Origin of the sequence: Pseudomonas sp. PA-5-4B, assembly GCF_021606215.1 — a bacterium.
Classification (GTDB): Bacteria; Pseudomonadota; Gammaproteobacteria; order Pseudomonadales; family Pseudomonadaceae; genus Aquipseudomonas; species Aquipseudomonas edaphica.
Map to the genome: position 1 here is coordinate 62,925 of NZ_WKDB01000012.1, position 19,487 is coordinate 82,411.

Here is a 19,487-nt window from a genome sequence, read left to right on the forward strand (position 1 = left end):
AAACAGCAGCCCATGGGTTTCTCCCATTGGGCAGTGGGCCTATAAAACAGCAGGGCGAGAGGGGCAGCCAGAAGACGCGGATTGGAAAGTTGTAGGACAACGGCAGGAAATGCGGAGAAACAAGCGAGCGGCGCCGGGAAGGCGCCGCTCAGGGGGGGCTTTACTGGTTTTCAAGCAACGAACGCAGCATCCACGCGGTTTTCTCGTGAACCTGCATGCGCTGGGTCAACAGGTCGGCGGTCGGCTCGTCGCTGACCTTGTCGAGCAGTGGGAAAATACCGCGCGCGGTGCGGGTGACGGCTTCCTGGCCGGCCACCAGTTGCTTGATCATCTCTTCGGCGCTGGGCACGCCCTCCTCTTCCTTGATCGAAGACAGCCGGGCATAGATCGAATAGGCACCCGGCGCCGGGAAGCCCAGGGCGCGGATACGCTCGGCAATGGAGTCCACCGCCAGCGCGAGTTCGTTGTACTGCTCCTCGAACATCAAGTGCAGCGTACGAAACATGGGACCCGTGACGTTCCAGTGGAAGTTGTGGGTTTTCAAATACAGTACATAGGTATCGGACAGCAGCCGTGAAAGCCCATCGACGATGGATTTACGATCTTCTTCACTGATACCAATATCGATTGCCATGTTTTTCCCCTTCAATTGACGAACATTCATTGATCAGGTGCAGGACCACTCTAGCAAGAGTGCCGGCGGTGTGCAGCCCGACACAGGCAGACAGCGTGCGACATATCGCCCCTCTCCACGGCTGTGCCTATGAGCGACGGGCCAACCTTTGTGACGAGTCGGAAAACTTTAAAATTACCGCTCGCAAACCCTGCCACTGTCTAGGACAAGGGTTTGACGCAGAAATGCCTTTGCCCTTGCAACGCCCCGAAATGCTTGATTTGAGTAGGCACAGCCTTTGCTGTTAAATAGGCGGCGTGTGGTTACCGTTCATTTCTGCGGTACGCCACATAGGCTGATACCCGCGCACGTGCTCAACGCCTCCCATTGTTCAGAAGCGAACCGTGCCAGTCAGCTCTTCCTTGTGATCCGTCTTAACGTGAGTTAATCAAAATGTTGAAAATCGTCCACCTCCTGACGGGCGTTGCAGCGTTGCTGCTGTCCTTTATTCCGAGTCTGCAGCCTGAAAGCCTGCCGTACCTGGAACAACACGACGCCCTGTACCTGGCCTTGTTCGGCCTTCTTAACCTGACGCTCGCACCGGTAATCCCTTACTGGAACAAAGGCACGCGTCATCAACTGCAAAACCTGGTCAGCGCGCTGTTGGTACTGACCGTTGTCGTGCAAACCCTCACCCTCCTGGCACCTATGCCTGAAGTGGGCGGCCACCCGGCCATCCTGCTCAGCCTGGTGATTGCTGTGGTCGCCATCGTTCTTCACCTGGCCATCAGCTTCTACCGTTCGTCGCCTGCCGCGGCGTCGCAAAACTACGACATGACCAACCGGGATACCGGGACCGTCAAGTGGTTCAACACCTCCAAAGGCTTCGGCTTTATTTCCCGCGATTCGGGCGACGATATCTTCGTCCACTTCCGGGCCATCCGTGGCGAAGGCCATCGCGTCCTGGTCGAAGGCCAGCGCGTGGAGTTCTCCGTCATGAACCGCGACAAAGGCCTGCAAGCCGAAGACGTGATTGCGGCCTTGCCGCGTCGCTGATTCCTACCCGCAGCGCATAAAAAAACCGCGATCCGGCTGAGCTGGATCGCGGTTTTTTATGCGCGGCTGTTTAACGAAGGGCCGATTAATAATGTGGCGGCGGTGCTTCTTCTTCGGAGGTCTCGAACTGCCCGCCCATTTCCTCCTGGCGCTTGAGCAGCGCCGTCATCTGCATTTGCAGGCGCTCAACCGCACGCTGCTGAGTGACCAGGATGTCATTGAGGGTTTCGATGGTGTCGTCCTGGAAGGCCAAGCGGCTTTCCAGATCGGTAACGCGGTCTTGCAGGTCCATGATTCAGTCCTGGCTAAAGATGAAGTCGGCAGGCAATAACCCGCGCAATTGGCTGCGAATCGCCGCCACTTGCTCTTCGGTATAAGGCCGGGCCGGGTGTTTGCCCCAGACCGGTGCCGGCCAGGCCGCATCGTCACGTTTGCGCACGATCACATGCACATGCAACTGACTGACGACATTCCCCAGCGCGCCGATGTTCATTTTGTCGGCGGCAAAGCCCGTGTTGAGCTGTTGCGCCAAGACTGTCGTTTCTTGCCACAGTATCTGTTGATCTGCGACATCCAGTTGAAACACTTCGCTGATACCGTTGATGCGCGGCACCAGGATGAACCAGGGGTAATTGGCGTCGTTGGACAGCAGCAGGCGGCAGAGCGGGAAGTCCCCAATGGCCAGTGTGTCTTGTTGCAGGCGTTGGTCTAAGGCGAACACGCGGCACTCCGTTCGGCAGGTCAATTTCAGGTGCCCAGCATACCTTCGAATGCCCGAGGCTTCACGGCGAATGCGGGAGCGTTCAGGCAACAGGGCAAAAAAGCACGCACCCTTTCGAGGCAGGCAAATATTTGAGCTACGCTAAATCGGGCCTCAGCGGGATGCACCAAAATGACCCACCCGTGCCTCAAAGGGATCCGCCAATTACCCACTCAAGGGGTGAACCGGTAACGCTTTGCCCTGGCACAGGATTTTTGTACCTCCCAACAGGTGTTTCAGCGGGGCGTCAAGCCCAAACCAAACGACGTAAAAAGCCCGTGCTTATGCGGTTTTTACACGGCCGTAACGTTTTTCACGAAAAAATGACATTCGGTTACCGCTTTGTGCACGCTTGTTGCATTCACACCCGTATCGTCGGCAACGGCACCCGTATGGATACAGGTGTTACGCGATAAGAAACAGTAGCGTTCAGGTGCCTTTCAAGGATGAGTTCAAACTTCGCAAGGGGTATGAATACTGCACTTTAGTTGTCAGCCTGGTCACACTCGGGCTGTGAATTTGCGACAGGGAAATAGCAATTTACGACAGCCTCGTAAAGAAGCTGAAAGGATAGATGAGTAAGTATCGTCAATAGGGTCTGCGTGATATAACTTTGCGCCGACACAAAAAAGAAAGAGCCGCCCAGATAAAAATACAGGTGGGACGGCAGTACTCTTCCTAAAACCAAAGGAGCAAATCACGATGCGCGTGATGAAGTGGAGCATGATCGCCCTGGCTGTATCAGCAGGCACCTCGCAGTTCGCAATGGCGTCCGCCCAGGACGATTCCAAGGGCTTTGTTGAAGACAGCACTTTCAGCATCAATACCCGTTTGCTGAACTTCCGTCGGGACTTCCGTAATAACGATTCCGGCAAGAGCTACACCAATGAAACCGGCCTGGGCTTCAACGGTCTGTTCCAGTCTGGCTACACCCAAGGCACCATCGGTGTCGGTGTTGACGTGATCGGCCTGCTGGGCGTGAAACTGGACAGCGGCAAGGGTCGCTCGGGCACTGGCCTGTTCCCTACCGGTGCCGACGGTCGCTCGCAAGACGACTACTCCAAAGGCGGCGGCGCCGTTAAGTTCCGCATCTCCGACACCGTGCTTAAAGTCGGCGACCAGTACACCACCGCGCCTGTGTTCGCGTCCGACGACAGCCGCTTGCTGCCAGAGCTGCCGCAAGGTATCTCGATCACCAGCAACGAGATCAAGGGCCTGAAACTCGAAGGCGGTCACTTCACCTCGAGCGTGGCACAAGCACAGACATACCGTGACAGCCTGGGTCTGACTAAAACCGACTTTATCGGTGGTGTCTACGCCCTGACGCCGGAAGTCAGCGCCAGCCTCTACTACGCGAAGACCGAAGACTACTGGAAGAAGACCTACGCCAACCTGAACTGGACTCACGCGCTGAGCAACGATCAGTCCCTGGCCGTTGACTTCAACATCTACAGCACCAAAAGCGATGGCGCCGGCCTGCAGCGCGCAGAAAAAGACAACACCACCAAACTGGATAACCGTGCGTACAGCTTGCAAGGCGCGTACACCATCCAGGCTCACACGTTCACCCTGGCCTACCAGAAAGTCAGCGGTGACGGTGACTACGGCTACGGCGTAGACGGCGGCGGCACGATTTTCCTGGCCAACTCCATCGCCCGTTCCGACTTCAACGCTGAAGACGAAAAATCCTGGCAAGCTCGCTACGACCTGAACATGGCCACTTTCGGCGTGCCAGGCCTGAGCTTCATGACTCGTTATGTCAGCGGTAGCGGCGCCAACACTGGCACCACTTCGAACGGCAAAGAGTGGGAACGCGACATCGAAGCCAAGTACGTGGTTCAGAGCGGCCCGGCAAAAGACCTGAGCCTTCGCGTTCGTCAAGCGACCTATCGTTCGTCTGATGGCGTGTACTACGGTTCGGCGTCGATCGACGAACTGCGTCTGATCGCGCAATACCCGCTGAACATCTTGTAATTAGCTGTTTAATTACAATGATGACTTAAGGCGTAAGCCTTAACTAAAAAGCCGCTCCCCTGCTTTGCAAGGGAGCGGCTTTTTTATTTCAGTTTTATTACACAAGAAAAATAACTAGCAAGCTAAGTAACTACATTGGCCTTACGCATCAAACTTGACCTATCGGCCAAGTTCGACAACCCGCGCTTAGTTATTTGGCAAGCGGTTCTTGCATCACGCGAATAACTCGCTGTGGAAACGGAATATCAATACCCGCCCCTTTCAAACGATCACGCGCCAGTTCATTGAGCATAAACACCACATCCCAATAATCCGGGGTATTGGTCCAGCAACGCAGGGAGACAGTGATCGAACTGTCTCCCAAGGTCGACACCACTGCCACAGGCGCAGGGTCAGCCAGCACGCGTGGGTCTTTGGCCAGCTCCAACAGCACTTCACGGGCTTTCTGCAAATCGGCTTCGTAGTCGACCCCCACATCAAACACCACCTTGCGGGTCGGCTGACGGTTGGTGTTGGTGATGAGGCCGTTGGACAGGCTACCGTTAGGGATGATCACGGTTTTGTTGTCGCCGGTGCGCAACACGGTGTGGAAGATCTGGATGCTGTCGACGGTACCGGAAGTGCCTTGTGCTTCGATCCAGTCACCAATGCGAAACGGACGGAACAACAGGATCAGTACGCCACCGGCGAAGTTCGCCAGGCTGCCTTGCAATGCCAGGCCGATGGCCAGAGTAGCGGCACCAATCGCGGCCACGAACGAGGTCGTGGCCACGCCGATCATCGAGGCCACGTTGACCACCAGCATGACTTTGAGCGCGATGTTGGCAAGGTTAGTGATGAAATGTTGCAGCGCCAGGTCGGCATTACGCAGCGCCAGCAAACGCCCCACGCGGTGGGTCAACACGTTAATCAGCCACCAACCGATGGCCAGGGTGACCACGGCCAGCAAAAACCGGCTGCCGTATTCCATAATCATCGGGAGCCAAGACTCAGAGGTCTTGATCAGGTGATCCATTTCAACGTTTAAATCCATCTATCTTCTCCTGTTGCGCGGATGTGCGGCTTAATTGACTGCCTTAAAACGCAAATGAGCCCCGAAGGGCTCAAGTGTAGGCACTGTTTCTGGGGCGTGGGACGTCAAAAACGCTCACAGGTTCCCCAATGTGCCATCAGTCGCGGAAGTTATTGAACTGCAGCGGCATGTCGAAGGTCTTGGCGCGCAGGGCAGCAATGGCTTCCTGCAGGTCGTCACGCTTCTTGCCGGTGATACGTACCTGCTCGCCCTGGATGGCGGCCTGGACCTTTAGCTTGGCATCTTTGACGTGAGCGACGATCTTCTTCGCCAGCTCCTTGTCGATGCCTTCCTTCAGCACGGCTTCCTGCTTCATCAGCTTGCCGGAGGCGTAGGCGTCCTTGATTTCAAGGCACTGTGCGTCGATCTTGCGCTTGACCAACGACAGCTTGAGGATCTCGATCATCGCTTCCAGCTGGAAATCGGCTTCAGCGGTCAGGTTGACGGTCAATTCCTTTTCCTTGAACTCGAAGCTGCCCTTGCCCTTCAAGTCGTAGCGACGGTCCAGCTCCTTGACGGCGTTTTCGACGGCGTTGGTGACTTCGTGTTTGTCCAGTTCGGATACCACGTCGAACGAAGGCATGTCATTTCTCCAATATAAGGGGCGGGCTCAGTAGAGATGGAGCGCGCCCAAGCTAAAATGCCGAGGCATTATAGCGGTTCTTTCGCACCATTCATCGCAGGCGACCCTACGGAGCACAAACTGATGTCGACCACCTGGCATATTCTCGGCGCCGGCAGCCTGGGTACCCTCTGGGCCACGCGATTGTCGCGCGCGGGCCTGCCCGTGCGGCTGATAGTGCGCGATGCAGCACGCCTGACCAGCTATGAGAAGGCGAGCGGCCTGACCCTGGTGGAACACGGCATAGAAAATACTTACCCGGTGATCGGCGAAACACCCGACAGCCCCGAGCCGATTCATCGCCTGCTGGTGGCGTGCAAAGCCTACGACGCCCAAAGAGCCATCGCACAGCTGCAACACCGATTGGCACCCGACGCTGAGCTGATCCTGCTGCAAAACGGCCTTGGCAGCCAGGATGCGGTGGCCGCGCAACTGCCCCAGGCCCGCTGTATCTTTGCCTCCAGCACCGAAGGCGCGTTTCGCGACGGCGATTGGCGCGTGGTCTTCGCCGGCCACGGCTACACCTGGCTGGGAGACGCGCGGCACCCCACTCCCCCGCTGTGGCTGGACGACCTGCACGCCGCCGGCATTCCCCATGAGTGGAGCACCGACATCCTGACGCGTTTATGGCGCAAGCTGGCGCTCAATTGCGCCATTAACCCATTGACCGTGCTTTACCAGTGCCGCAACGGCGGCCTGCAAGCCCACCAATGCGAAGTCGCGACCTTGTGCGCCGAACTCAGCGAGTTGCTCGAATGCTGCGGCCAACCCGCCGCCGCCCAGGACCTGCACAGCGAAGTGCAACGGGTGATCCAGGCCACCGCGGCCAATTATTCGTCCATGTATCAGGACGTGGCCTCCAGCCGTCGCACCGAAATCAGCTACCTGCTCGGTTATGCGTGCCAGGCGGCAGAGCGCCATCAATTGGTGCTGCCGCATCTGCAACAGTTGCGGGCGCGCCTGGTCGACTACTTGCACACACGCGGATTGGCCAGCGACTGAGGCACGCGCTACCCTGCCTACCTGTCTATCACCTGGAAAAAACCTGATGCCACTGCGCCAGCGTCTAGAAAATCTACCGGTAGGGCAGAAACTGCTGGCCGCCCTGCTGGTGCTGTTGACCACGGTATTACTGGTGGCCAACCTGACGTTTATCAGTGCCGCCTATTGGATCTCCCAGGAAAGCATGGCGCCCCAGGCGTTGCAGGCCATCGGTCGATTGGTGTCCAACCCGTCGCTGGCCGCCGAAGCCCTTGAATCCCCGGCCAAGGCCGACGCCCTGCTCAATGAGCTGACCAGCTATTCGCCATTACGCGCCGCCGCGCTGTACGACGGCGACGGCACCTTGCTGGCGCAGATGCAGCACGGCAACCGCCTGCACCTGCCGGAAAACTACCGGCATATCGAAGCCTGGCGCCTCACTGAGTTTCGCAGCAACCAGGTCATCACCCTGCCCCGCGCCGGCCAGCCGTCCGGGCATTTGCTGTTGGTGGCCAGCAGTGAGCTGCCTATGGCGTTCTATACCGGCACATTGACCGCCAGCCTCGGCATCCTGATTTTCAGCGTATTGCTGTGGCTGATCATCGCCCGCCAGATCAAACGCCTGATCACCCGCCCGATCCATGAGCTGGAAGAGCTTTCACGCCAGGTGACGCGCGAAGAGAACTACGCCCTGCGCGCCGGGCGCGGCAACCATGATGAAATCGGCAGCCTGGCCGAAGCCTTCAACACCATGTTGTCGCGCATCGAAGCCCGCGAGCAGCAGCTCAAACGTGCGCGAGACGACTCTCAGGCCGCCTACGACCAAGCCCAGGGCCTGGCCGAAGAAACACGCCACACCAACCGCAAGCTCGAACTGGAAGTGCAGGTGCGCAGCAAGATCGAGAAAAAGCTCACCGGCTTCCAGAACTACCTCAACAGCATCATCGACTCGATGCCGTCGGCGCTGATCGCCCTGGATGAGCAGCTTTACGTCACCCAATGGAACCAGGAAGCCACGGCGCTTTCCGGCACGCGCCTGGATGAAGCGCTGAACCAGCCGATCTTCCTCGCCTTCCAGCCGCTCAAACCGTACCTGCCGCAGATAAAAGCCACGGTGGAGCAGCACACGGTGGAGCGCATTGAGCGTGTCACCTGGATCAAGGATGACGAACCCAAGCATTACGCCCTGACCTTCTACCCGTTGATGGGCGGTGCCGGGCGCGGCGTAGTGATCCGTATCGACGACATCACCCAGCGTTTGTCCCTGGAAGAAATGATGGTGCAGTCGGAAAAAATGCTCTCCGTGGGCGGCCTGGCTGCGGGCATGGCCCATGAAATCAACAACCCGCTGGGGGCGATCCTGCATAACGTGCAGAACATCCGCCGGCGCCTGTCCCCCGACCTGCCGAAGAACCTGGAACACGCCGAACAGGCGGGTATCGAGCTGGAGACGGTCAACCACTACCTGCAAAGCCGCGAAGTCCCGCAATTGCTCGATGGCATCCAGCAAGCCGGCGCGCGGGCGGCGAAAATCGTCACCCATATGCTCAGCTTCAGCCGCCGCAGTAACCGCCAGATGGCGCCGTGCGACTTACCGGCACTGATCGACCAGGCCGTGGAAATTGCCGGTAACGACTTCGACCTGACCATCGGCTTCGACTTCAAGGGCCAGGCGATCATCCGCCAGTTCGACCCGCAACTGGGCCCGGTGCCCGGTACCGCCAACGAGCTGGAACAGGTGCTGCTCAATCTGCTGAAAAACGCTGCGCAAGCCATTCACCTGCGTGAAGACGACAGCGAGCCGGGGCGCATCATCTTGCGCACCCGCCTCAACCCGCCGTGGGCGGAGATCCAGGTGGAAGACAATGGCATCGGCATGAGCGAGAACGTGCGCAAACGCACGTTCGAGCCGTTCTTTACCACCAAGGAAATCGGCCAAGGCACCGGGCTTGGGCTGTCGGTGTCGTACTTCATCATCACCAACAACCATAAAGGCCAGATGGAAGTGCATTCCACCCTCGGCCAAGGCACCTGTTTTACCCTGCGCCTGCCGTTGGCCGGCAGCCAGATGCCACCCTATGAACTGACTCAACTGGAGCAATGACCATGGGCTTTCGCCTGTCGAAGATCTACACCCGCACCGGCGACAAGGGCGAGACGGGCCTGGGTGATGGCCGTCGCGTGCCCAAGGACCACCCTCGCGTGGAAGCCATTGGCGAGGTGGATACGCTGAACAGCCAGTTGGGTTTGCTGCTGGCCAACCTTGAAGAACAGAGCGGCCAGCACCCGCAGCTCAACGAGGTGATCGAGGTGCTTACGCCGTGCCAGCACCGCTTGTTCGACTTGGGCGGTGAGTTGGCGATGCCTGTGTACAAAGCGTTGAATGCCGCAGAAGTCGATCGGCTGGAAGCGGCGATTGACCGTTGGAATGAGGAAGTCGGGCCGCTGGAAAACTTCATCTTGCCCGGCGGTTCAGCGCTGATTGCCCAGGCCCATGTGTGCCGCAGCCTGGCGCGCAGTGCGGAGCGGCGGTGTCAGCAGTTGAATGCGATTGAGCCGTTGGAAGGCGTGGGGCTTGCGTATATCAATCGGTTGTCGGATTTGCTGTTTGTGGCGGCGCGGGTGATTGCCAAGCGTCAGGGTGTAGTGGAAGTGTTGTGGCAGGCGGCGGCCAAGCCTCACTAAGTTCGTTCCCACGCTCTGCGTGGGAATGCAGCCCTGGACGCTCCGCGCCCCAAAGCGTGACGCGGAGCGTCACAAGAGGCATTCCCACGCAGAGCGTGGGAACGATCATCATGCCTCAGGCCAGAACGCGCGAATGCCTGCCACACCCTGAGCCCCGGCTTCCCAAGCCTGTTCCCGCTCAGCCGGCCCAAGCCCGCCCAGCAGAAACACCGGTTTACTGAACCCACGGATCAACTCTACCGCCTGCTCCCAACCCAACGGCTGGGCATCGGGATGAGTCTGGGTCGGCTGCACCGGCGACAGCGTGACGAAATCCACGTCCATCATCTCTGCCAGTGCCAGCTCTTCGGCGTTGTGGCAAGAAGCCGCCAACCAGCGATCCTTCGGCAGCGGGCGGCCTTTACTCGCATATTTACGCAACTGCGCCGAGGTCATGTGCCAGCCGGCGGCAGGGAAATCCCCCAGCCATTCGAACGGCCCTTTAAGCATCAGTTGCGCCTTGCCGGCACACAGGCCCACCGCGTCCACCGCCAGGTCACGGTATTTAGGGTCGTAACCGTTGGGCGCGCGCAGTTGAACCAGCTTGATGCCACCGGCAATGGCTTTCTGGACACCACGCAACAAGGTGGGGGCTTCCAGTTCGCCTGGTGTGATCAAGTATTCAGCGGGCAAACGGGCAGCCGCGACAATCGGTGCATTCGCCGCCGGGAACTCATAGTTGAGCAAGTCCCGCGGCGTCACCCATTCCAACGGCTGCCCTTCGGCACCATGGGGCTCGCCGGTAAAGGCCGAGACTTCCCAGACATCCAGCAACACCTGCTTGTCCGGGTAGTCATGCTGCACCTTGATCAGCGGGCGCGCCGTGGTGACCTGGATGCCCAGTTCTTCCTGCAACTCGCGGGACAAAGCGCTTGCGACCGACTCATCAGCCTCCACCTTGCCGCCGGGAAACTCCCAGAGGCCGCCTTGGTGCTGGGTATCGGCACGGCGTGCCAGCAGGATCCTGCCGTCGACGCCACGGATCACCGCTGCTGCTACATGCACTCGTTTCACCAGGTTTTCCTCTTGGCTGTCAGGTGCGGTATTCCGCGTTGATCTTTACGTACTCGTGGGACAGGTCGGTGGTCCAGATGGTTTCGCTGCAGTCGCCGCGCCCCAACTCGATGCGGATGGTGATTTCTTCTTGCTGCATCACCGCCGAGCCCTGGGCTTCGGTGTAGGTTTCAGCGCGAGCGCCACGGCTGGCAATGCACACGTCACCAAGGAATACGTCGATCTTGCTGACGTCCAGGTCCGGCACACCGGCACGGCCGACGGCAGCGAGGATGCGGCCCCAGTTCGGGTCGGAAGCAAACAGTGCAGTCTTGATCAGGGGCGAGTGGGCCACGGTGTAACCGACATCCAGGCATTCCTGGTGGTTAGCGCCGCCGTTCACTTCAACAGTGACGAACTTGGTTGCGCCCTCACCGTCACGCACGATGGCCTGGGCCACGTCCATGCACACTTCGAACACCGCCTGCTTCAATGCGGCGAACAGCGCGCCCTCGGTGGAGGTGATTTCCGGCAGGTTGGCCTGGCCGGTGGCGATCAGCATGCAGCAGTCGTTGGTCGAGGTGTCGCCATCGATGGTGATGCGGTTGAACGACTTGTTGGCGCCGTCGAGCATCAGGCGCTGCAGCACGTCGCGGGAGACTTTGGCGTCGGTGGCAATGTAGCCGAGCATGGTGGCCATGTTCGGGCGGATCATGCCCGCGCCCTTGCTGATGCCGGTCACGGTAACGGTCACGCCATCGTGTACAAACTGGCGGCTAGCGCCTTTGGGCAGGGTGTCGGTGGTCATGATGCCGGTGGCCGCAGCCGCCCAGTTATCCACAGACAGGTCATCCAGTGCGGCTTGCAGCGCGCCTTCGATTTTTTCCACCGGCAGCGGCTCACCGATCACGCCGGTGGAGTACGGCAGCACTTGGCTGGCATCCACGCCGGTCAACTGGGCCAGCTTGGCGCAGGTGCGCGCAGCGGCAACCAGGCCTGGCTCGCCGGTACCGGCGTTGGCATTGCCGGTGTTGGTCAGCAGGTAACGGATCGAACCTGCCACGCGTTGCTTGGCCAGGATGACCGGTGCGGCGCAAAACGCGTTGAGCGTGAACACGCCCGCAACCGTCGAGCCTTCGGCACAGCGCATCACCACTACATCTTTGCGCCCCGGGCGCTTGATGCCGGCCGAAGCGATACCGAGTTCAAAACCGGCGACCGGGTGCAAAGTGGGCAAAGGACCAAGACCAACAGCCATGAATGCGCTCCTTAAAGAATAGGTGATGTCTGTACCGTCGCGATCAACGGTGAAATTAATGGCAAAACGCCGCGACGGCAAAGGCCGGTCGCGGCGCAGGGTGTTGCAGCGTCAGGCAAAAATCTTAGTTGATTTCGCCGTGGCAGTGTTTGAACTTCTTGCCCGAACCGCACCAGCACAGCTCGTTGCGGCCCAGCTTCTGGTCATTGCGGACCGGGGCTTGAGCCAAGGCCACATCGACCTCTTCGCCCAAGGCTTCCGGCGCTTCCAGACCCGGTGCTTCGTCATGCTGGAACTGCATGCGCGCAGCGAGTGCCTCGGCTTCCTGACGCAGGCGGGCTTCTTCCTCGATCGGGTCTTCGCGACGCACCTGAACGTGGGAGAGCACACGGATCGAATCGCGCTTGATCGAATCCAGCAGCTCGGAGAACAGCGTGAACGACTCGCGCTTGTACTCCTGCTTCGGGTTCTTCTGGGCGTAGCCACGCAGGTGGATACCGTGACGCAGGTGGTCCATGGTCGACAGGTGGTCTTTCCACAGGTCGTCCAGCACGCGCAGTACGATTTGTTTCTCGAAGGTGCGCAGTGCTTCGGCACTCGCCTGCTCTTCTTTCTCGTTGTACGCGGCCAAAAGCTCGGTCATCAGCTTCTCGCGCAGGGTTTCTTCGTACAGGTGGTCGTCTTCGTCCAGCCACTGCTGAACCGGCAAGTCCACACCGAAGTCGCTCTTCAACGCAGCTTCCAGGCCGGCAACATCCCACTGCTCAGGCAGGGACTGTGGCGGGATGTGTGCGCTGACGGTAGCGTTGAGCACGTCCTGACGGAAATCGGCAATCGTCTCGCCAATGTTGTCGGCGGCCAGCAACGTGTTACGCATGTGATAAATCACTTTACGCTGTTCGTTGTTGACGTCATCGAACTCGAGCAGTTGCTTACGAATGTCGAAGTTACGGCCTTCTACCTTGCGCTGGGCCTTCTCGATGGCGTTGGTCACCATGCGGTGCTCGATCGCTTCACCGGACTGCATGCCCAGGGCTTTCATGAAGTTCTTCACCCGATCCGAGGCGAAGATACGCATCAGGCTGTCTTCCAGCGACAGGTAGAAGCGGCTGGAACCGGCGTCCCCCTGACGGCCGGCACGACCACGCAGCTGGTTGTCGATACGACGCGATTCATGACGCTCGGAGGCGATTACCTGCAAACCACCGGATTCCAGCACAGCCTGGTGGCGTTTCTGCCAGTCGGCCTTGATCTGGGCGATTTGCTCAGGGCTTGGGTTTTCCAGTGCCGCAACTTCCACTTCCCAGTTGCCGCCCAACAGGATGTCGGTACCACGACCGGCCATGTTGGTAGCGATGGTCAGCGCGCCTGGGCGACCGGCCTGGGCAATGATCTCGGCTTCTTTTTCGTGGAACTTGGCGTTGAGAACCTTGTGCTCGATGCCTTCCTTGTTGAGCAGGTTGGACACGTGCTCGGAAGTCTCGATGGTGGCAGTACCCACCAGGATCGGACGCCCCTGGGCCATGCCGTCCTTGATGTCGTTGATGATTGCCGCGTATTTCTCTTCGGCCGTCAGGAACACCAGGTCGTTGAAGTCTTTACGCGCCAGCGGCTTGTTCGGTGGAATCACCATCACAGCCAGGTTGTAGATCTGATGGAATTCGAACGCTTCGGTGTCAGCTGTACCGGTCATGCCGGACAGTTTGTTGTACAGACGGAAGTAGTTCTGGAAGGTAGTCGACGCCAACGTCTGGCTTTCGGCCTGGATGTTGAGCATTTCCTTGGCTTCGATGGCCTGGTGCAGGCCTTCGGACAGACGGCGACCCGGCATGGTACGGCCGGTGTGTTCGTCAACCAGTACGACCTGGCCGTCCTGGACAATGTATTCGACGTTGCGATGGAACAGCTTGTGGGCGCGCAGGCCGGCGTACACGTGGGTCAACAGGCCCAGGTTGTGCGCCGAGTAGAGGCTTTCGCCCTCGGCCAGCTCGCCGATCTGGGTCAGCATCTCTTCGACAAACTGGTGACCGGCTTCGTTGAGTTCAACCTGGCGGGTCTTCTCGTCGATGGTGAAGTGACCTTCTTTGGTCACCACGCCTTCCACTTCCTCAACGTGCTGCACCAGGCGCGGGATCAACTTGTTGATCTCGGTGTACAGGCGCGAGCTGTCTTCGGCCTGGCCGGAGATGATCAGCGGGGTACGCGCTTCGTCGATGAGGATGGAGTCGACTTCGTCGATCACGGCAAAGTTGAGTTCGCGCTGGAATTTTTCTTCCATGCTGAACGCCATGTTGTCGCGCAGGTAATCGAAACCGAATTCGTTGTTGGTGCCGTAGGTAATGTCACACGCATAGGCGGCGCGCTTTTCTTCCGGCGGCTGGAACGGCGTGACTACGCCGACGGTCAGGCCGAGGTATTCATACAGCGGGCGCATCCAGTTGGCGTCCCGGCGGGCCAGGTAGTCGTTCACCGTCACAACGTGCACGCCCTTGCCGGACAGTGCGTTGAGGTAAACGCCCAGGGTTGCCACCAGGGTCTTGCCTTCACCGGTACGCATCTCGGCAATCATGCCTTCATGCAAGGTCATGCCGCCGATCAACTGCACGTCGAAGTGGCGCATGCCCATGACACGCTTACCGGCTTCACGGGCGACCGCAAAGGCTTCAGGCAACAGCTTGTCGAGGGTTTCACCTTTGGCTATGCGGGCCTTGAACTCTTGGGTCTTGGCGCGCAATTGCTCGTCCGACAGGGCAACCATCTGCTCTTCGAAGGCATTGACCAGCTGCACCGTCTTGAGCATGCGTTTGACTTCGCGCTCATTCTTGCTTCCAAAAAGTTTCTTTAACAAAGGCGCAAACATATCGGCAGGTTCTTCCACACATAGGGATGGAGGGCGCACCGTGAGTGGCCCGAGCAGCCCTCACGGCCGCATGCGAACGCGCATTCTACCCGGAATCGTGGGTGAGGAAAGTGGCGTTATTCCCCGATGCTGGCATGGCGCTGTGAGAGGGCCTGTTTAAAATAAGGGCTTTTGCTGGAACTTCAACCCATCAAGCGCAGAAGTTACCTATTGATTTCACTCGCATTGCCCTGCTATCGCTTTGCCTGGGGCCGCACAGGCGCTTTCTGCTAAGATGGCGGCTCTGTTACTTAAGGTGTCTAAACATGGCGTTTCGCCCACTTACAGCCCGCGCGCCCAGCGTGTTGCTCCGCGAAGCCAAACCGTTGAAAGCCATCTTCGGCCACGCGCAACGCTTGGGCCATTTGCAACGCCTTGTAGAAAGCCAACTGCAACCTGCCGCCCGCGAACATTGTCATGTGGCGTCGTGGCGCGAAGGCAATTTACTGTTAATTGTCACCGACGGGCATTGGGCCACCCGCCTGCGCTACCAGCAAAAACGCTTGCAGCGGCAATTAATGGCATTTGAAGAGTTTGCCAGCCTGACCCGCATCCAGTTCAAGGTGCAGCCGCCCACCGTGCAGCAAGGTGCAGTGGGCCACACCATGGACCTGTCGCAGAACGCGGCCGAAACCATTCAAGCCACGGCCGACGGCATCAGCGATCCGGGCCTGCGCGCAGCGTTGGAGCGGTTGGCCGCCCACGCCAGGCCCAAGCCCTGAACCGCTACTTGCGTTTACTGCCGCCCAGCAACGAGCCCAACAACCCGCGCACCAACTGCCGTCCCATTTGATTGGCCGCCTGTTGCATGGCGGATTTGAGCGCCTTACCTGCTGTAGTCCCCAGGAACGCTCCGGCCTTGTCGGTAAAGCTCGGCTCTTCGGCGGCCGGTTTGGCCTCCTCGGTCGGGCCAAGCTCCTTGCGCGCCATCAGCACCTCATAGGCCGACTCACGGTCAATTGGCTTGTCGTAGCGCCCCAATAAAGGCGAACTGGCGATGATCGCAGCACGCTCGGCTTCGCTGAGCGGCCCGATCCGCGATTGCGGCGGCGCCACCAGCACGCGCTGGACCACTTCCGGCGTGCCCTTTTCCTGCAACGCCCCCACCAATGCCTCACCGGTGCCCAACTCAGTCAGTACCGACAAGGTATCGAACGCCGGGTTGGGGCGAAAACCGTCCGCCACCGCACGCAGGGATTTCTGCTCTTTGGTGGTGAACGCCCGCAAGCCATGCTGGATACGCAAGCCCAGTTGCGCCAATACCGTGTCAGGCAAATCCCCTGGGGATTGAGTGACAAAGTACACACCCACGCCCTTGGAACGGATCAAACGCACCACTTGCTCCAGGCGATCCTGCAATGCCTTGGGCGTATCGGCGAACAATAAATGCGCCTCGTCGAAAAACAGCGCCAGCAACGGTTTATCGGCATCGCCACGCTCCGGCAGTTGTTCGAACAACTCGGCCAACAGCCACAGCAGGAAGGTCGCATAGACCTTGGGCGCCTCGTGCACCAAGCGGCTCGCGTCCAGCAGGTGAATGCGCCCACGACCATCGCCGGCAGGCTGCAAGATATCTTCAAGCTGCAGGGCAGGCTCGCCAAACAAGGCTTCGGCGCCCTGCTGCTCCAGCACCGCCAAACGTCGCAACAGCGCCTGGCTGGAACCGGTGGTCATCAGCGCCGCGTCGTCGCCCAGCAGTTCCGGGTGATAACGCAAGTGGTTGAGCAAGGCCTTGAGGTCTTTGAGGTCCAGCAGCAACAGGCCTTCGCGGTCGGCCACCTTGAAAGTCGCATAGAGCGCCGATTGCTGGCTGTCAGTGAGTTCCAGCAGGCTGCCAAGCAGCAACGGCCCCATTTCGCTGATGGTGGTGCGAAGCGGATGACCGGACTGCCCGTGGATATCCCACAGTGTTACCGGATACGCCTTCGCGCTGTAATTGAGGAAGGGCATGCCCGCAATGCGCTCGGCCACCTTGCCTTGAGGGTTGGCCGCAGCGCCAAGGCCGCACAAGTCACCCTTGATATCAGCGGCAAACACGGCCACACCCGCATCGCTGAAGGCTTCCGCCAAGCGCTGCAACGTGACGGTTTTACCTGTGCCGGTCGCGCCGGCAATCAACCCGTGACGGTTGGCCAAGCGCATGGCCTGGGCGATGGGCTGGCCGTCCAGGCCGGCGCCGATAAGGAGTTGCGAGAAATCAGGCATTTCGTCACCTTTGGTTAATCTTTAGTGCCGTCAGGTCGATACAGACAGAGGTAAGACCCACAAAGTCTAAAAATAGGTCAGATAGTTCTCACAGGGACCACCGGAATTATCACAAGCAGTATCACACCTTTTTTGACGCTGTCATTTTGCGCATCCTACAAGGACGCGCTTCGGATATTAAGACCTTAGCGGACCCTACAAGCCATGAATAAAAACCTGCGCTTCAGCCACAAAATCCTGCTTGCAGCCTCCCTTATCGTCATCGCCGCTTTTGCACTGTTTACCCTCTACAACGACTACCTGCAACGCAACGCGATTCGCGACGACCTCAATAATTACCTGCATGAAATGGGCGATGTCACCGCCAGCAACATTCAAACCTGGCTTACAGGGCGTATTGCCCTGGTCGAAAACGCTGCACAGAACATCGCGATCAACCCTGAACCCGCCGTAGTTGCTGGCCTGCTCGAGCAGAAAACCCTGACATCCTCGTTCATGGCCACCTACGTGGGCGACAGCAAAGGCGCCTTCACCATCCGCCCCGACACCAAGATGCCGGACGGTTTCGACCCACGGGTGCGCCCTTGGTACAAAGGCGCCCAAAGCAGTAACGGCTCAACCCTGACCGAACCTTACATCGACGCAGCGACCGGCCAGTTGATCATTTCCGTCGCTACCCCCAGCGCCAAGGCGGGGCAAAGCATCGGCGTGGTCGGCGGCGACCTGAGCCTGCAAACGCTGGTGGATAACATCGGCGCGCTGAACTTCGGCGGCATGGGCTACGCGTTCCTGGTCAGCGCTGACGGCAAAGTGCTGGTGCACCCGGACAAGAACCTGGTGATGAAGACGCTGGCCGACATGTACCCGAAAAACACCCCGAAGATCAGTGGTGATTTCAGCGAAGTCGAAGCCAATGGCAAAGACAACATCGTGACCTTCACCCCCATCAAAGGCCTGCCGTCGGTGAACTGGTACCTGGGTATTTCGGTGGATAAAGATAAATCCTTCGCCATGCTCAGCAAATTTCGCACCTCGGCCGTTATCGCCACGATCATTGCGGTTGTGATCATCATCGCGCTGCTCGGCATGCTGATCCGAGTACTGCTGCAACCCCTGCACGTGATGACCCGCGCCATGCAGGACATCGCCGATGGCGAAGGTGACCTGACCCGCCGCCTGAACATCCAGAATCACGACGAGTTCGGCACGCTGGGTAATGCTTTCAATCGCTTCGTGGAGCGCATTCACACCTCGATTCGCGAAGTGTCCTCGGCCACCGAGCAGGTCAATGAAGTGGCCCTGCGAGTGGTCAGCGCTTCCAACTCGTCGATGGTCAACTCTGACGAGCAGGCCAACCGCACCAACAGCGTGGCCGCCGCCATCAACGAACTGGGCGCTGCTGCGCAAGAAATTGCACGTAACGCCGCGCAGGCTTCCCATCAGGCCAGCGATGCCCGGCACTTGGCCGAGGACGGCCAGCAAGTGGTCGAGCGTAATATCAAGGCAATGAACCAACTGTCCGAGATGATCAGCGCCTCCAGCAGCAATATCGAAGCGCTCAACAGCAAGACCGTGAACATCGGGCAGATTCTGGAAGTGATCACCAGCATCTCCCAGCAAACCAACCTGCTGGCGCTGAACGCCGCCATCGAAGCGGCACGTGCAGGTGAAGCTGGTCGCGGGTTTGCGGTGGTGGCCGATGAGGTGCGCAACCTGGCACATCGCACTCAGGAATCGGCGCAACAAGTGCAAAAGATGATTGAAGAGTTGCAGGTCGGCGCCCGGGATTCGGTCAGCACCATGAGTGAAAGCCAACGCCATAGCCTGGAGAGCGTCGAGATCGCCAACCTGGCCGGCGAGCGTCTCAACAGCGTGACCCAACGCATTGGCGAGATCGACGGGATGAACCAGTCCGTGGCCACCGCCACCGAGGAACAGACTTCGGTGGTGGAGTCGATCAACATGGACATCACCGAGATCAACACCCTCAACCAGGAAGGTGTGGAAAACCTGCAATCAACCCTGCGCGCCTGTACCGACCTGGAACAACAGGCCGCACGCTTGAAACAGCTGGTGGGCAGCTTCCGGATCTGATCCCTGCGCCCGCCGAGCGTTAAGGCGGCGGACCGCTAGGCTTGCTCGGGATCGTTTTTAGTGTGCTCCTGCCGCCACAGCTCGGCGGCACCGGGAAACTCGGTGCCATCCTCCGCGTCCAGGTCATCCGGGTCAAAACGGCTCAAACACCCTTCGCCCAGCGTCGCTGGGGCCTTGGAGGTGGCTTTATCGAGTGGATCGCTCATCGCTTAATCCTTCATGGCGGACAAAAAAAG

Annotated in this window: 17 protein-coding genes and 1 pseudogene; 8 read left to right on the plus strand and 10 right to left on the minus strand. The window is 59.2% G+C overall.

Features of this window, described 5'->3' with window-relative positions; all coding sequences use genetic code 11:
• Positions 1 to 160 precede the first annotated feature (160 nt).
• Entirely contained in the window at positions 161 to 634 is a 474-nt protein-coding gene (locus GIW28_RS08455; protein ID WP_003193874.1) for a Dps family protein, read from the minus strand.
• 432 nt (positions 635 to 1,066) lie between these two features.
• On the opposite strand from GIW28_RS08455, the gene GIW28_RS30645 reads away from it, so the two are divergent.
• Positions 1,067 to 1,669 carry a cold-shock protein gene (locus GIW28_RS30645; RefSeq protein ID WP_003193875.1) on the plus strand — a complete coding sequence of 201 codons (603 nt, stop codon included), beginning with the start codon at positions 1,067 to 1,069 and terminating at the stop codon, positions 1,667 to 1,669.
• A gap of 85 nt (positions 1,670 to 1,754) precedes the next feature.
• On the opposite strand, the gene GIW28_RS08465 is transcribed toward GIW28_RS30645, so the two are convergent.
• Complete coding sequence (locus GIW28_RS08465) at positions 1,755 to 1,961, minus strand: SlyX family protein (protein WP_017139805.1); 207 nt, start codon at positions 1,959 to 1,961, stop codon at positions 1,755 to 1,757.
• Positions 1,962 to 1,964: 3 nt separating this feature from the next.
• Positions 1,965 to 2,390, minus strand: coding sequence for an HIT domain-containing protein (locus GIW28_RS08470; protein ID WP_017139804.1), 426 nt, complete (start codon positions 2,388 to 2,390; stop codon positions 1,965 to 1,967).
• A 741-nt stretch (positions 2,391 to 3,131) separates the two neighbouring features.
• On the opposite strand from GIW28_RS08470, the gene GIW28_RS08475 reads away from it, so the two are divergent.
• Positions 3,132 to 4,403: an OprD family porin gene (locus GIW28_RS08475; protein WP_099549393.1), complete on the plus strand. Its 1,272-nt coding sequence runs from the start codon at positions 3,132 to 3,134 to the stop codon at positions 4,401 to 4,403.
• Between the two features lie 190 nt (positions 4,404 to 4,593).
• Here GIW28_RS08475 and GIW28_RS08480 read toward each other — a convergent pair whose 3' ends face one another.
• Positions 4,594 to 5,436 (minus strand): mechanosensitive ion channel family protein, encoded by an 843-nt coding sequence (locus GIW28_RS08480; RefSeq protein WP_099549392.1) that lies wholly within the window; start codon positions 5,434 to 5,436, stop codon positions 4,594 to 4,596.
• Between the two features lie 136 nt (positions 5,437 to 5,572).
• Entirely contained in the window at positions 5,573 to 6,058 is a 486-nt protein-coding gene (locus tag GIW28_RS08485; protein ID WP_003209785.1) for a YajQ family cyclic di-GMP-binding protein, read from the minus strand.
• Between the two features lie 123 nt (positions 6,059 to 6,181).
• On the opposite strand from GIW28_RS08485, the gene GIW28_RS08490 reads away from it, so the two are divergent.
• From GIW28_RS08490 to GIW28_RS08500, 3 genes are read left to right on the plus strand one after another with little or no spacing between them, the layout of a single operon-like run.
• A complete protein-coding gene (locus GIW28_RS08490) occupies positions 6,182 to 7,099 on the plus strand; it encodes a putative 2-dehydropantoate 2-reductase (RefSeq protein WP_186617263.1) in 918 nt (305 codons plus the stop codon).
• Positions 7,100 to 7,145: 46 nt separating this feature from the next.
• Complete coding sequence (locus tag GIW28_RS08495; RefSeq protein WP_017139800.1) at positions 7,146 to 9,182, plus strand: sensor histidine kinase; 2,037 nt, start codon at positions 7,146 to 7,148, stop codon at positions 9,180 to 9,182.
• A gap of 2 nt (positions 9,183 to 9,184) precedes the next feature.
• Positions 9,185 to 9,763, plus strand: coding sequence for a cob(I)yrinic acid a,c-diamide adenosyltransferase (locus GIW28_RS08500; protein ID WP_170039901.1), 579 nt, complete (start codon positions 9,185 to 9,187; stop codon positions 9,761 to 9,763).
• A gap of 108 nt (positions 9,764 to 9,871) precedes the next feature.
• Here the strand turns inward: GIW28_RS08500 and GIW28_RS08505 are convergent, their stop codons facing one another.
• From GIW28_RS08505 to secA, 3 genes are all read right to left on the minus strand, one after another.
• On the minus strand, positions 9,872 to 10,816 hold the full coding sequence (locus tag GIW28_RS08505) for a Nudix family hydrolase (protein ID WP_169985148.1): 945 nt from the start codon (positions 10,814 to 10,816) through the stop codon (positions 9,872 to 9,874).
• A 19-nt stretch (positions 10,817 to 10,835) separates the two neighbouring features.
• Positions 10,836 to 12,053, minus strand: a complete 1,218-nt coding sequence (gene argJ, locus GIW28_RS08510) for a bifunctional glutamate N-acetyltransferase/amino-acid acetyltransferase ArgJ (protein WP_176991498.1) — start codon at positions 12,051 to 12,053, stop codon at positions 10,836 to 10,838.
• A gap of 124 nt (positions 12,054 to 12,177) precedes the next feature.
• A complete protein-coding gene (secA, locus tag GIW28_RS08515) occupies positions 12,178 to 14,913 on the minus strand; it encodes a preprotein translocase subunit SecA (protein ID WP_017139796.1) in 2,736 nt (911 codons plus the stop codon).
• Between the two features lie 305 nt (positions 14,914 to 15,218).
• On the opposite strand from secA, the gene GIW28_RS08520 reads away from it, so the two are divergent.
• Entirely contained in the window at positions 15,219 to 15,674 is a 456-nt protein-coding gene (locus GIW28_RS08520; protein ID WP_017139795.1) for a DUF721 domain-containing protein, read from the plus strand.
• 4 nt (positions 15,675 to 15,678) lie between these two features.
• Here the strand turns inward: GIW28_RS08520 and GIW28_RS08525 are convergent, their stop codons facing one another.
• Positions 15,679 to 17,157, minus strand: coding sequence for a helicase HerA-like domain-containing protein (locus tag GIW28_RS08525; RefSeq protein WP_236447631.1), 1,479 nt, complete (start codon positions 17,155 to 17,157; stop codon positions 15,679 to 15,681).
• A gap of 204 nt (positions 17,158 to 17,361) precedes the next feature.
• Between GIW28_RS08525 and GIW28_RS30765 the strand changes: the two are divergent.
• Together GIW28_RS30765 and GIW28_RS30770 are read left to right on the plus strand one after the other, a co-directional pair.
• A pseudogene (locus tag GIW28_RS30765) lies at positions 17,362 to 18,393 on the plus strand (HAMP domain-containing protein); the annotation flags it as partial.
• A 93-nt stretch (positions 18,394 to 18,486) separates the two neighbouring features.
• Positions 18,487 to 19,251, plus strand: coding sequence for a methyl-accepting chemotaxis protein (locus tag GIW28_RS30770; protein WP_370589484.1), 765 nt, complete (start codon positions 18,487 to 18,489; stop codon positions 19,249 to 19,251).
• Between the two features lie 35 nt (positions 19,252 to 19,286).
• Here GIW28_RS30770 and GIW28_RS08535 read toward each other — a convergent pair whose 3' ends face one another.
• Positions 19,287 to 19,457 (minus strand): hypothetical protein, encoded by a 171-nt coding sequence (locus GIW28_RS08535; protein WP_176991499.1) that lies wholly within the window; start codon positions 19,455 to 19,457, stop codon positions 19,287 to 19,289.
• Positions 19,458 to 19,487 lie beyond the last annotated feature (30 nt).